Below are 13290 nucleotides of genomic sequence, written 5' to 3'. Positions count from 1 at the left end.
TTATAAGAAACGATGATTTAATTGAACTCTTTTTTATTTAATAAACTTTCTTCCCCTAACGGTGATATCCCTAATCTTTCTGTATATAAGTCAATATCCACCGCATAAGGAGGCCTCTTTTTTACTTCTAAAAATATCTTTCCAATATATTCTCCTACTACTCCAATACTTATTAACTGTATGGCACCTAACAGCCAAATAGAGATAATTAGAGAGGTCCAGCCTATACTCGTGTTACCTAATAATTTCTGAATAAACGCATAACCACCTGTAATCACACTTATAGAAAATAACACGCAACCTAAAAGGGTAAAGGCTCGAATTGGAACCACACTAAATGAGGTGAGGCCATTAAATGCAAAAGAAATCATCTTTTTCAAAGGATATTTAGTTTCCCCGGCTAGACGCTCTTTTCGATTATATGTCACTTTTGAGGATTTAAATCCAATCAAAGGAACAATTCCTCTTAAAAACAAATCTGCTTCTTTATAACGCGAAAGTTCTTCAATCGCTCGCTTGCTCATTAAACGATAATCTGCATGGTTATAAATAAGGTTGATATTCAACCTTTGCATAAGACGATAAAAACATAAAGCAGTATTTCGTTTGAAAAAAGTATCTGTTTCTCTGCTATCTCGCACACCATATACAATTTCATCTCCCTCATGATACTTTAAGAGGAAACTTCGAATAACACAAACATCATCCTGCAGATCAGCATCAATGGAAATTACACAGTCCGATTTAGATTTAGCTTTTTCCAGTCCAGCAAGAAGCGCCTTCTGATGCCCTACATTGCATGATAGCTTTAGTCCCGTTACATAGTTATTAATTGTGCTCTCCATCGCAATTAATGACCATGTACGATCTTTACTACCGTCATCTACAAATAATATCTTGCTGTTAGCTGAAATTAACTCTTCTTTTCTTAAATCATCTAAAACAGAGGAGAGTTGCGTAATGGTGTCTTTTAATACTTCTTGTTCGTTATAACATGGAACCACTATTGTTACTAAAGGTAGCGTTGGCTTCAATTTTTATACCTCCTATATTACTTGATACAAGTAAATCTTCCACGCAGATTCTTTATGATTGAATTCCTTCAAGAGCGAAAGGTTATTATCTCTCGCATTCAAAATAGGGACCGATGAAAAAATATAACGACCGCCCATTTCTTTAAATTGGTTCGTGTTTAGCTCCAAATGACGTACTTCTGTTTTTTGATCTTTCCTGAACTCGTATGTTTTACCAAGTTCATCGACAAAAATGTAACAGCGACTTCCCCATTCATCATAATATTTTCTTAATTGCTTATTTTTGTCTAACTCTTTTGCTATTATCTTTCGAAATTTATACTTATATTCAAGGGGATATACATTGTTATACGTATCGAGAGTGTAAAACCCGTTGTATTGTGAAATAGCTGGGTGGATTCCAATACTTGCTACGCGATACGAATCCTGAGGGTCCCCTATATATTCTTTTATATCCTTGAATTGTTCTGTAGCATAAAATTCTTTAAAAGAAGGAGAGTGAAAGTAATAGCCATAAAGAAGTTCTTCGTTAAACAGGAGAAGTGTTATAATCTGACTTATAATCGCTATAGTAGCTAGTTGCCTCCAAAGCTTTCCTAGCGACCATAGAATATAACAGGCTAAGCCGAAACTAAGGTAAATAACAATAATTCGTAAGAAGTGAAACCTCGCAAAGTTAAATGTATTTAGAAAGCTGATCTTTTCTTTGAGAGGAATCCATAAATTATTAAACCAAAAAGCGTACCATATTGATAAAGCAACATTTAAAAGAAATAGAAAAATGAATATTTTTTTATGTTTTATCTCCCTCTTAGAAGCTAATAAAGCAAGTGTTAAAAATAATATTGGGAGAATAACATGCGTATGAACAGTCATAACGTGTGTATGCCCTATGAGAAAGTTTTTAAGGGAAAGGCGCATAGAATGCCAAAAATCATGGCGTGAGGATATAAATTCCATCCTATGATTTGGCTGTTCTGAAAGAACCATTGAATAGACAAGGCGATACTCAATTAAAAGATAAAGGGAAGTCATAAAAATAAGGCTGAATAGAAATGGCCAATTCCATCTTTTCTTTCTAATCAAGTCATAAATCCATAAAAAAGAAATCGCCACCAAAAAGAAGAAAAAACCAAGTACAAAGCTTGAATAAAAAGGCAAAAGGAAAAGAGCTACCCATTCTTTCCATGAAAAATCTCCAGAACGGATATTCAAAAATGCCCATAAAGCAAGAGGGTAGCCTAATGTACTTAACATGCCTGAAGGCCAAAATGGAGTAAGTGCAAATGCAAGTGATACACCAACACGAACAAAGTGGGCATCTTCGTGTTTGATAAAGTGCTTTTTCAATAGTAAATACATTCCACCAAAAGCAGCTAACCGAGTAATCGTTTGGCTTAAAGCATAAGCAGTCATAGAAGGAAAGAGAGCGTGAAGCCAAATAATCCCACTGAATGCTGTACCGAATGCATCACGAGGCAATCCATTGATCACTTGAGGAATTGTAGAGTGAAGGCCCCCAAATATTTGACCACTTTCAGCCAGCACCTTATACCAGGCAATATTAGAATCTAAATTATCATGAACACGTATGTGAGCATTTTCTCCTAATACATACATAGGGAGAAAATAAAGAAAAAGCAATACAAGTGCACTGATGATATAAATTTTTTCTTTTCTCTTTCCTATTGTAGCCACTGACATCTATTACACATCCATTAAATTATTTTTAAAGTGTTACGAAATATCTGTTTGTTACTATTCCCATCATTATAATCAAAATGTATGTTAGAGAAAGATTTTGAAATTATCATGAGATCATACGAATAAAACTCCTTAATCATTAAGGAGTTTTACCATATGCACAGAATATTTTACGATTAGTAAACTTTAATTAGACCTTTTTATCTTTGTGCGCCATCCTGACCACGCTCCTATAAAAAGGCCTCCCAAAGTATCGGCAATTAAATCAATCATCGTATCTTTATTTCCACCGCCCTGTAAAGTCATTCCGAAAAGTTGATCTGAGCTAAATTCGTAAATTTCCCATATGACGCCTCCAAGTGCAGCAAAAGAAAAGGTAAATAAAAAAACAAACCATGCTGATATATACTCTCCTGCCCTTCGGTGTATTAACCGTTCATATAAAGCGATTCCTGTAAAAGCAAGGATCGCTCCACTTATTAAGTGTAAAAATGTATCCCACCATCCTAATCCATACCAACCTACAATTGAACCCAGGTACTGTGAGCAAAATAAAAAAACTAAGTAGGAAATGATGAGAGGCAAGTTAAATTTAAGCTTAGTAAAAAAAGCTAATAAAAGGGGGACTAATCCACAAGCAAAACCACCTATTGAAACCATGGTCTTAAAGGATTCATTGCTAACATAATAAAATACTGCCAAGCACCCCATAAAAATGACGTAAATCAAACTAAACAATATAACCAGTTTATGTTTCATTCCAACACCTCCTATATTATTTATAGTTTTTCTCGTTGTTTCATAGAATAAATAGCAGTTAAAAGAGCTGATGTCATACCTAAGATCATGTCATACATGGTATCTGTATTTCCTCCTGATTGCATAGTATGAGTAAAAGTCAAATCACCTAAAAACTCATACATTTCCCACAAAACTGTAGCATTGACTGAGATTGAAAGTACAAATAAGAAAATGGCCCATCTAGAAATTTCAGTTTGTATACGGGTAGCTATAAGTAGCTTATAAAGAGAAATTCCTACAAACCCCATGAAGATTCCTTTGTAAAAGTGTAGAACAGCATCCCACCATTTAAAGCGATTATAAAAATCTTCAATTGACCCTAAAAATAGAGTGCAAAAAAGAAAAACATAATATCCCACTATAAGAGAAATTGGGAAGGGGTTAACCTTCATAAACAATAACAAGATCGGTAATGCGCTTACCATCACACCTCCCAATGCTACTTGCCAACGAGAGGAATCTCCTTTGATTAGATAAAAAAAGAGTAAAAAAAGCATAAATATAATAGAAGATATACTAAGAATTAAGATTACTTTTAATTTCAAATTTTCACCCCATTTGTCAAAAAGATCCTGCCTCGAATAAGCACTATATAGCCAGTTCTTAAGCTCCAAGGAATCCAGTTTTCTCTATATTTTTTGATAAATAATAAAGGTATATACTCTTATTGACAAAATTTTAAAAGTTGTACGTAATGTATAGAGAACAAAAGAGCTTTCTTTACGTCAAAAGAGAAAATAACAGCTTAAATGCCTTTTAACTATACAAAGATAGATGCCAATAAGAATAATTATGTTAACTAAAGATGTATATAATATACATCTTAAAAAATAGAAAAAAACTACTGGCCATGTGTTTCAGTAGTTTTTTCTGCCTACATTTATTTTATTGAAGGATCGAAAGTTTACTGCTTCTTCGGTAGTTTGCTCAGAACAGAAAAATCCATGTAAAAAAAAACAAAAATTTAGTGTTTTCTTGTATTAAATACCTTAGTAACATTGTTTAAACAATTTTCTGATTCTTCTAACCGTTTTGAGTGTTTACCAAAGATTTTTGAATAGATAAAACAGATGGAACTTCAATATTTTTGGCTTCTGTACATACTAGATAACCTATATTGTCTTGCCATTGGATCGTACATTTAAAATTAATAAATAGTTTGTTACTTGTTTGCAAAATGAGATATTGGGTGACAGGATGAGAATTAGTATTCTGTGACAGCATGACTATTGCTTTATTTCGGTCTTCTTCATAAATGATATTCCATATGTTAGAGCCAGGCTGAAAATATGAATGAGTTATATTCGAAGAATTTAGAATTGTACCATCTTTCGTAATTTGAAAATAAGGAATAGGAATCCATTTAGCTATACTACTAATATCCATGTTCTAGCTCCTTCTAAGTTAATAAATTTTTCACTCACAACAATAGGTCTCTAGAGCAGTAACTATGGTGAATTAAGATGTATATGATATACATCTTAAAAGTTTAAAAAATAACCTATCTAAAGATGTTCTGATAATCGGTTTTATTAAACGTGCATATACAGTCTAAAAAAACGAAAAATCACTGTTTTCGTCAGTGATTTTTCTATTTACCAGTTTACTATTTATTATTCTTACTATAATTATCAAGAAAAGAAACAAGCTTAAAAAGAAGGCTTCTTTGAAATTCAACCCAGTTTAATACTATACCCTTATTATAAGAACCCAAACATATTTTTTATAAAATATGTTTGGGTTCTTATAATTCATATTATGGTGCGACAAGAAGTCGCTTTTATATAGTGTGGCTTACGCCACTGGTTTAGACGCAAAAACTATCCCCGTCCAAAACTGCGGGTCTGGTAACGGGCTCGTGGGTTGCATGCGGAAATGCGGAAACAGAGAGTCAGTGCACGACTCGGAACACTGCTAGGGGAAGATGAGTATGGTGAACATTAGTGAAGGTTTGTAAGCTTCGTAAGTGTTAGCTCAGGATAGTGCACAGCTTTGCCTGGGTATTGGCAAGAGGAAAAGCAGATTCATAATGCTGCTGTGACGCGTCCCGTATCTTGCCCGGAGTAAAGAACCCACCTAACCTCGTCGTATCTATAAGATGCGGAACTTGGTAAGCCCTTTGTCATCTGTGTAAACAGTAGGATGACTGCAAAGTCAAACAATGTGGCAGAGGGTAAAGGATATGAGAGAAAGCAAATGCCATTATCTCGAAAGAGAACAGGAAAGCAGGAAACTGTATAACTGGATGGATACTATCGTCCTTACGAACAAGCCCATGATAGGCCCGAAAGGGAGCTGACTTCTCATTGGTCTCTCGTAGGAACATAAGGTTGTGGCTATCTTCTGACGAAAGAAACGTACTGTTATGTATACCTCCAGTTGGAGCGTCGGCGTACGTTTTACTTACCGATGTGGTGTGTGATGAGGATACGACAGCAAATGGACCTGCAATGGGAGGCTTGAGCCGTATGAGTTGAAAGGCTCACGTACGGTTCTTAGGGGAGTCAGGGGCAGTGATGCCCCTCGCTTACCCGACTAAATTACAGCTGTATTCTTCATAGACCTGATATTCCAAACGCAATAGCAATAAATAAAAATAGTACAATTGCTATTGTAATAACGGTTAGTACGATCTTTTTCCATATATTTTTTGAACTTAAAAAAGCAAAAATTAATGTCAAAGCTAACCCAATCAATAACCATGTATTAATAGTTGTTGATGAGTAATTATTATTTATAGGAACCATGAAATAAAAGCCAAAAGTCAAAATTAAAAAAGCAAATGAAATTTTACCAAAATGTTTTCTCAATGTGTTATGCCTCGCTTGCTTAATAGTTTATATGAGTTTTAAGTAACTATTCTTAACGATCCTTATATTACCAGAAAATATATATTTGAACAATTAGTTTTAAAAAGGTTTATATAAAATGGAAATGAATAGTATATATATATTACTTATTTAAGTAACCTATTAAAATGGATGGGAAATGAGGTGTAGGATGAAAAATGTAGAGAGCTTTACAGTAAGAGCCAATCTAATTACGCGAAGTTTAATTCCAGAAAATAAAGAGACACCTATTCAATTTTTAAAAGATGATAATGTAAGTCACAAACTGTTTTATAGACGTAATCATTTTTCTTATCCAAATTTTTTAACTTCCTTTTATTATCTACCAATTGAAGGGTTCGTTTATTCTTCTAAAACCTTTTCGATGCAAGAAATTCTAACATTTCCGCCTAAAACATTAAAAGTTGTACTAGAATGTGCAGGGGATAAAAGAGACTTATTTAACCCTAAAGTATTTGGTGAGCAATGGGGAAAAGGCGCTATCAGCCAAGGGATTTGGAAAGGTATTCCCTTGAGAACTTTACTGCAGTTTACTGGATTACATGCAGATGCAAAAGAAATTGTAGTGGAAGGTTATGATATTGGAGAAAGAACAGATTCCAATGAAATTGTTCATTTTTCTAGGAGTTTGCCTCTAGAAAAAGCTCTTGATCCCAATACCATTATAGCCTATGAGTACAATGGGTATCCTATCCCTTTTAAGCATGGCTATCCTTTACGATTAATTGTTCCGGGTTGGTATGCCATGGCTTCTGTGAAATGGATTAAACGAATTAAGGTAATTGATAAACAATTCAAAGGCCCTTTCCAATCTGTTGATTATGTTTATTATCCTCATGAAGATAATGATAATGAAAGTTTTCCGGTTACAACTATAAATGTAAATTCAACTATCCAAAAACCTTTAGATATGCAAACATTAAATACAGGCATTCATGAAATAAAAGGTATTGCATGGACAGGAGTTGGGAAAATCACTAAAATCGATATTAGTTTAGATAATGGTGCAACATGGAACGCATGCCAATTTACCTCATCTACTGAAAACCATGCATGGACTCATTGGTCATATATATGGGAAATAAAAGAACAAGGAGAATACACTATATTGATAAAAGCTACAGATTCTGAAGGGAATGTACAACCAGAGAAGCCTATGTGGAATAGGAAAGGATATGGTTATAATGCCATTGAATGTATCAAAGTGAAAATTGAATAAATAGTAGCCTCGGCTATTAAACCCCTCAAGCAATTGAGGATCAAATGAGAAAATCAACTTAAGACTTAACTTTTTTTGTGTCCAAATTATTGACTCAAATCCATAGTGCGAATAAGATCGTTCTGAATATTATAACGGGACTACTTTACAGGTAATGTTCCGTATATACTTGTGTACGATTTCTTAGATTGGAGTTATAATACACCTAATAAGGAAAAACATAAGGAGGAAATAACTATGAATAAAGTCTTGTATTATACGGGCTGGATTGTTGTTTGTTCGTCACTGATTACTTTAGCTGCTGCTGTATACTCAAGTTCATCACCAGTGAATCAGGTACCAGCAGTTCAAAAGGGGGTTTCAGAATTCGATGAAGAAAATGAGTTCATATTGAACTATTAAGCTCTTGTGGAAGTTGCGGGGGCTTTTTTTGTTTGAGTTATACATAAGTGAGGGGAAATAAAGAATGTTGAAATTTTTATATTGGACATTTATAGCAGGTTGTATAGCAGTACTTATTGGATTAGCAATTTTTATAATAGTTGATTTCGGCTCTAAACCAGTTGGGGAAGAAATATCTGAAACTCAAGAAGAAACTAGTATAGAGGAACAAACCGGCTATATTGGAGGAACAACAGAAGAAGTGACGTTGGATGAAAATTCTACAGCAATGGATGCAATTATAACGATGCATCAAATGACACATCAAAAAGTTTACTCAGCAGATAAATGGGGGGCGGTTAAAATGAACCCTGAAAATATCACAAAAGTAAAAGACTTTGTACGATCTATTGAGTTTGAACAAAAAATCGATATGTTAAAGATTTTAGGAAGATGGGAAAGAGGTGATTTCAGTACAATTGTAGAAGATCATAACTACTTTTGGAATATTCAAGGTGGTAACATTGGAGAAGCCACACGAGCTCTTACAGAGGACGAAGAGAAGGAATTCATTGCGAACAACTTCTAAATAAAAGAATAGCTTAACAAGATTATTAGGATAATACATAATGAGGTAGGTCTTATGAAGATCTACCTTTTTTAATTGTAGATGGCCAACCTAGTTTACATAATCACCATCATAGGTACTAAAAAGTCTAATAAACCAAAAATGAGTTTATTAGACTTTATCTTTAAATAACATTTCTTTTAATTAAATCTCTAACTGCATATTGTACGCTTTCAGTTTGGGAATATGTAGTCTTGAAGCCTAAACTTCTTATTTTTTTATCATCCCAGATTCGATTTGTGCTGAAAGTACTTAAAGCGTAAGACATGGGTGTATGTTTCTCTACTATTTTAGATAAGTCGTGTACATTTGCTATTGTCCCTCTCGCCTCGTCTATAGCAGCCTTTAGACTTCCCCAGGTTGTGTCAAATCCTTTAAGTAAAAAGACGTTCTGTTTTTTTGTAAACACCTCATAGGTACCTAGCCATTCCATTGCTCTTCCTATATCGCGTGTATCAGCTAAAGAAACTATCGTTTGACCATTTTTCAAAATCGGAAATTTATTATCTACATGATTTTTTAATAACCTTGAGAAAAAAGAAGCCTTATCTCGAGATCCTATTGCACTTGCTGGACGTAGGATAATTGTTACCATATCTGTTTCTTTTCCTATTTCTTGAACAATCTCTTCTCTTTTTAGAAGCAACTCCTGAATAGGGTACTCTGGACGTATATCATAGGATTCAGTTATAGGTTTATTTGTACGAAAATCATATACTACAATTGAGCTTAATTGTATAAAACGCTCAACGCCATTTAAAGCAGCCTGTTTAAGGAGTTTTCTTGTCAATCCAATCTCCACAGGTGCTTCTAAATTAACTTCAGTGCTTAGATTAGCATCTGCGGTACAGTTATAAACTGTTTGATGTCCTTTAATGACTTCTCCAAAAGATTCAGTTCTGGAGAAGTCTACTCTAACTACTCGCACACCTAAGCTATCCAAAAAGGAAGTGTCGCTAGTTTGGCGAACCACGGCTGTAACCTCGTGTCCTTTTAACCGCAATTGTTCTACCGTATGACTTCCTATAAAACCTGTACCTCCAAAAACAATGGCTTTCACCTTTATCATTCCTTTTATAAATGTATTATAAATAACCATTTACTGGGCAATTTATAATAATTATACTAAATGAAGTACTTTCATTTTTATAGTACTGATATTTTTTATAGTAAGTATCCTTATGAATAGTAATGGAGGAATATAATGAATAATCAACTTGAAATGAAATCTAATTCTTCTAAATGTCCTATAGAAAAGACAATGAATGTTATTGGAGGAAAGTGGACCTTCTTAATCTTAAGAGACCTTTTTACTGGGCCAAAACGTTTTGGGGAAATGCAAAAATCTTTAAAAGGAGTAAGCCCTCGAACTCTTTCTTTACGTTTAAAGGAACTACACGATGAGGAAATTATTACGCGTAAAATATATTCAGAGATACCCCCTCATGTAGAATACTCTCTTACTGATAAAGGAAAAACAATGCGTCCAATATTCGAAGCAATGAAAGAATGGGGAAATACCTGGGATGTGTTAGGCATTAAAGAAAGGGAATAAATTCTTTTTAGTTACAAAACCTTATATATAGCATATTAATTCATAGTTAACGTAATCACCATTTTAGGAAACAAAAAAAGCTTTTAAGAGTTATACTTCTTAAAAGCCTTTTTGTATGAAATATCATCTAGTAAAGAGCATATTTAAAATCTTTTTCAAAAATTGTTCGTAGGATTTAAACACAATGCTAAATTTTGAACTCATTATACTCCTACTCCCTGCATAGATCTTTTTCTATAATTATATCACCCTTCTTTTACTAAATAAGAAACATTCAGGTATGTATACGATATACAGGGCTAGTTTACATAAAACACGTTTTCGGAACCTCTATTAAAAGTAATTTATACTCGACTTTTATACAGAAGGATAATTAATAGTATTTTGAACAAACTACCCAAGAAGCCGTAAGGCTTCAATCCTTTCAACAAATAAATGTAGTAGAAAAACTCCCTTAATGCTTTGAGGAAGTTTTTCTGTTTTTACGCTGTATATGCTATACATGTTTAGTTAACATAATGTTAATTACCGGTAGGAATAAATATAAAAGGCACGTGAGAAAAATATATATCATTACAAGAATAATACTTTTAAGTCTCTTCTTCTTAAACAGTGTTAAAGGCCTTAATTACATTAAGTAATTAAAAGAAATAGTTATCTCTTTTCTTTAAAGCACTTGCAATTTTTTTGACTCCCTCTTCAATTAGATGATTTTCAACATTTGACACATTTAACTTTAAAACCCGTTCTTTGTGAAAGCTGGCTAGATAATTACTTTTAACTGAATCCAGATATACATGCTGTTTATGTAAATAATGAATAAATGACTTCATATTTACTTGTTTAGGTAGCAAAATATGACCATGCATAACTATTTCTGACGATGATTCGTAATTAGCCAGATGATTTTGCAGCGATTGATGAAGAATTTGTGCACGTTTATGGTAAATACTACTTACTTTTAATTTATTATGTTCAAACATACCACTTTTTATATAAAGATATAGTGCAGCTTGTGAAATCATAGAGCTATCTATATCTATGGTCGTTCTAAATTTTTGAAAGGTGCTAAGAATAGAGGGAGGAAGAACGGCTAGACCAATTCTTAAACCTGGAAACATGATTTTTGAAAAGCTCTTTAAGTAGATAACCTGTTCTTTAATATCCTCTGCAAAAAGAGGATCATTCTTTGTGTTATATTCAAAATCTGCTAAATAGTCATCTTCTATAATATACACATTGTATTTATAAGCTAACTGTAAAATAGCTTCTTTGTCTTTTTTGCTATATGACGTTCCTAAAGGATTATGGAAGCGTGGCATTGTATAAAAAAATTTAATCTCTTCTTCATTGAATATTTTTTCTAGTTGCTTTAGATCAATACCTTGCGCTGTACGTTGAATTCCTATTGCACGAATTCCATATGTTTTCAGCATATCCATATACAAATGGTAACTAGGTTGTTCAACTAAAATAGTAGATCCGTTATTTGGAAATGGCATCATGCTCAGTAAAGCGAGTGCCTGTTGAACCCCTGAAGTGATGAAAATCTGTTCAGATTTCGTAAATACTTGATAAGATTCTAAGAGCTTCTTAGCTTCTGTAATTAATAAGGATAAACCTTTTGGTGTTCCATAACGAAACAATTCTTCTTGATATGTATCAATCGCTTTATTAATACAATGTTGAAAGTCTTTATAAGGAAATGCATGCCACGTTGGAGATGATGTTGCAAAATCAATGCCTTCAGTAAATGTAGGTTCTTCGAAAACCTGATGTTCCACAACGTAATAACCACTCTTTGGAATGGAATAAATAATATGTTGCTCTTCCAAACGTTTTAAGGCAGATATTATTGTACTTTTACTACAAATATATTGGTGCGATAAGCCTCTAATTGAGGGTAATTTTGCCCCTGCTTGAAAGTCACCAGACTGTATCTTTTGAAGTAGAGAATGATAAATTGTTTCATATTTAAGCATAGTACTCCTCCAAATACACATCTGTACCGATACAGATGTGTATTTTTCATATCGTAGATATTGTTAGTTTCTCTTACTATAGTGATAACCGGCCGGATAAATCTAATGGAGGTCACTCACATGATTGAAAAGAAAAAAGCATATATAGCTGCACTTACTTATGCCATTATTATCGGATTGTCATTTATGTTTGTCAAAGTTGCATTAACTATTGCTACACCTTTTGATGCATTAGCACATCGATTTACTATTGCTTTTGTAGGGGTTACAATCTTAAAAGTATTAACGAAAAAATCATTAAAAGTAACTAAAAAGGATATAGGGATTATTGCTTTGTTAGCTATTTTATACCCCACTCTCTTTTTTGCTTTTCAGGTATTTGGACTAGTAAATGTATCATCATCTGAAGCCGGAATTATTCAAGCAACAATCCCGATTTTTACCTTAATCTTTGCGAGCATATTTTTAAAAGAAACATCTACATCTGGTCAAAAGATAGCTATTATTTTCTCGGTAGTAGGTGTGATATATATTATGTATATGAACGATATAGAAAATAAAAATAATAGTCTACTAGGAAGTGGTTTAATTTTAATTTCCGCACTTGTATCGTCCCTATACAATGTATGTGCTAGAAATTTAACTCAACGATATTCCTTATTCACTATCACATATATAATGACTTTATTTGGGTTTATTACATTTAATGGTTTGGCATTGACAAATCATCTAATAAATAACACTATTCATCAATTTATGGAGCCTTTTGTTTATCTAGATTTTGTGATTGCAATTGCCTATCTAGGTTTATTATCATCTTTAGTTACGTCCTATCTTTCTAATTACGCCTTATCAAAAATAGAAGCATCTAAAATGAGTGTCTTCAGTAATTTTGCTACACTCATTACAATCTTGGCAGGAATAATTTTTTTGAAAGAACAATTTCACTTTTATCATCTAGTCGGGGCCATTATCATTATTGCAGGAGTTATTGGGACAAATTACTTTGGTACAAAAGGTAAACACAGTGAAAAAGCCTAGTTTCTTTTTAGAAGATATACAAGTCTAATTACCATAATCAATATTATAGGTAATCAAAAACTGCGTCTTTGGTTTTAAAAGAAAAAATACATCTTT

General features: G+C 33.2%; 12 protein-coding genes. 5 read left to right on the top strand and 7 right to left on the bottom strand.

The genetic code is table 11. The features are described 5' to 3' along the window. Window positions 1–17 precede the first annotated feature (17 nt). The 5 genes from ACN6NE_RS02225 to ACN6NE_RS02205 all read right to left on the bottom strand — a co-directional run bounded on the left by ACN6NE_RS02225 (window position 18) and on the right by ACN6NE_RS02205 (window position 4925). Window positions 18–1034: a glycosyltransferase family 2 protein gene (locus ACN6NE_RS02225; protein ID WP_474324278.1), complete on the bottom strand. Its 1017-nt coding sequence runs from the start codon at window positions 1032–1034 to the stop codon at window positions 18–20. A 12-nt stretch (window positions 1035–1046) separates the two neighbouring features. Further along, a complete protein-coding gene (locus ACN6NE_RS02220; protein ID WP_129703420.1) occupies window positions 1047–2738 on the bottom strand; it encodes a DUF6044 family protein in 1692 nt (563 codons plus the stop codon). 186 nt (window positions 2739–2924) lie between these two features. Continuing rightward, window positions 2925–3497 (bottom strand): DUF2238 domain-containing protein, encoded by a 573-nt coding sequence (locus ACN6NE_RS02215; RefSeq protein ID WP_129703418.1) that lies wholly within the window; start codon window positions 3495–3497, stop codon window positions 2925–2927. Between the two features lie 20 nt (window positions 3498–3517). Next, window positions 3518–4084, bottom strand: a complete 567-nt coding sequence (locus tag ACN6NE_RS02210; RefSeq protein ID WP_474324276.1) for a DUF2238 domain-containing protein — start codon at window positions 4082–4084, stop codon at window positions 3518–3520. Between the two features lie 478 nt (window positions 4085–4562). After that, entirely contained in the window at window positions 4563–4925 is a 363-nt protein-coding gene (locus ACN6NE_RS02205) for a hypothetical protein (protein WP_474324274.1), read from the bottom strand. Window positions 4926–6539: 1614 nt separating this feature from the next. Between ACN6NE_RS02205 and ACN6NE_RS02200 the strand changes: the two genes are divergently transcribed. The 3 genes from ACN6NE_RS02200 to ACN6NE_RS02190 all read left to right on the top strand — a co-directional run bounded on the left by ACN6NE_RS02200 (window position 6540) and on the right by ACN6NE_RS02190 (window position 8577). Beyond that, window positions 6540–7607 (top strand): sulfite oxidase, encoded by a 1068-nt coding sequence (locus ACN6NE_RS02200; protein ID WP_129703413.1) that lies wholly within the window; start codon window positions 6540–6542, stop codon window positions 7605–7607. Window positions 7608–7844: 237 nt separating this feature from the next. Beyond that, window positions 7845–8009 (top strand): hypothetical protein, encoded by a 165-nt coding sequence (locus ACN6NE_RS02195; protein WP_165351632.1) that lies wholly within the window; start codon window positions 7845–7847, stop codon window positions 8007–8009. Between the two features lie 64 nt (window positions 8010–8073). Continuing rightward, window positions 8074–8577 (top strand): DUF6241 domain-containing protein, encoded by a 504-nt coding sequence (locus ACN6NE_RS02190; protein ID WP_129703411.1) that lies wholly within the window; start codon window positions 8074–8076, stop codon window positions 8575–8577. Between the two features lie 163 nt (window positions 8578–8740). Here ACN6NE_RS02190 and ACN6NE_RS02185 read toward each other — a convergent pair whose 3' ends face one another. After that, a complete protein-coding gene (locus ACN6NE_RS02185) occupies window positions 8741–9685 on the bottom strand; it encodes an NAD-dependent epimerase/dehydratase family protein (protein ID WP_474324330.1) in 945 nt (314 codons plus the stop codon). 135 nt (window positions 9686–9820) lie between these two features. Here ACN6NE_RS02185 and ACN6NE_RS02180 point away from each other — a divergent pair, with 135 nt between their 5' ends. Continuing rightward, complete coding sequence (locus tag ACN6NE_RS02180; RefSeq protein ID WP_438616498.1) at window positions 9821–10171, top strand: winged helix-turn-helix transcriptional regulator; 351 nt, start codon at window positions 9821–9823, stop codon at window positions 10169–10171. Between the two features lie 641 nt (window positions 10172–10812). Here the strand turns inward: ACN6NE_RS02180 and ACN6NE_RS02175 are convergent. Further along, on the bottom strand, window positions 10813–12153 hold the full coding sequence (locus tag ACN6NE_RS02175) for an aminotransferase-like domain-containing protein (protein ID WP_129703409.1): 1341 nt from the start codon (window positions 12151–12153) through the stop codon (window positions 10813–10815). A 120-nt stretch (window positions 12154–12273) separates the two neighbouring features. On the opposite strand from ACN6NE_RS02175, the gene ACN6NE_RS02170 reads away from it, so the two are divergent. Then, window positions 12274–13194, top strand: coding sequence for a DMT family transporter (locus ACN6NE_RS02170; RefSeq protein ID WP_129703407.1), 921 nt, complete (start codon window positions 12274–12276; stop codon window positions 13192–13194). The last annotated feature ends 96 nt before the right edge of the window (window positions 13195–13290 follow it).

It is taken from the genome of Priestia sp. 53B2 (assembly GCF_056099005.1).
This window is presented reverse-complemented; position numbering and strand designations above follow the sequence as displayed.

Excerpts from the sequence above, each read along its gene's own strand:
- ACN6NE_RS02220 (WP_129703420.1), bottom strand. The coding sequence starts at position 2,738 with ATGTCAGTGGCTACAATAGGAAAGAGAAAAGAAAAAATTTATATCATC.
- ACN6NE_RS02215 (WP_129703418.1), bottom strand. The coding sequence starts at position 3,497 with ATGAAACATAAACTGGTTATATTGTTTAGTTTGATTTACGTCATTTTT.
- ACN6NE_RS02205 (WP_474324274.1), bottom strand. The coding sequence starts at position 4,925 with ATGGATATTAGTAGTATAGCTAAATGGATTCCTATTCCTTATTTTCAA.
- ACN6NE_RS02200 (WP_129703413.1), top strand. The coding sequence starts at position 6,540 with ATGAAAAATGTAGAGAGCTTTACAGTAAGAGCCAATCTAATTACGCGA.
- ACN6NE_RS02195 (WP_165351632.1), top strand. The coding sequence starts at position 7,845 with ATGAATAAAGTCTTGTATTATACGGGCTGGATTGTTGTTTGTTCGTCA.
- ACN6NE_RS02190 (WP_129703411.1), top strand. The coding sequence starts at position 8,074 with ATGTTGAAATTTTTATATTGGACATTTATAGCAGGTTGTATAGCAGTA.
- ACN6NE_RS02185 (WP_474324330.1), bottom strand. The coding sequence starts at position 9,685 with ATGATAAAGGTGAAAGCCATTGTTTTTGGAGGTACAGGTTTTATAGGA.
- ACN6NE_RS02180 (WP_438616498.1), top strand. The coding sequence starts at position 9,821 with ATGAATAATCAACTTGAAATGAAATCTAATTCTTCTAAATGTCCTATA.
- ACN6NE_RS02175 (WP_129703409.1), bottom strand. The coding sequence starts at position 12,153 with ATGCTTAAATATGAAACAATTTATCATTCTCTACTTCAAAAGATACAG.
- ACN6NE_RS02170 (WP_129703407.1), top strand. The coding sequence starts at position 12,274 with ATGATTGAAAAGAAAAAAGCATATATAGCTGCACTTACTTATGCCATT.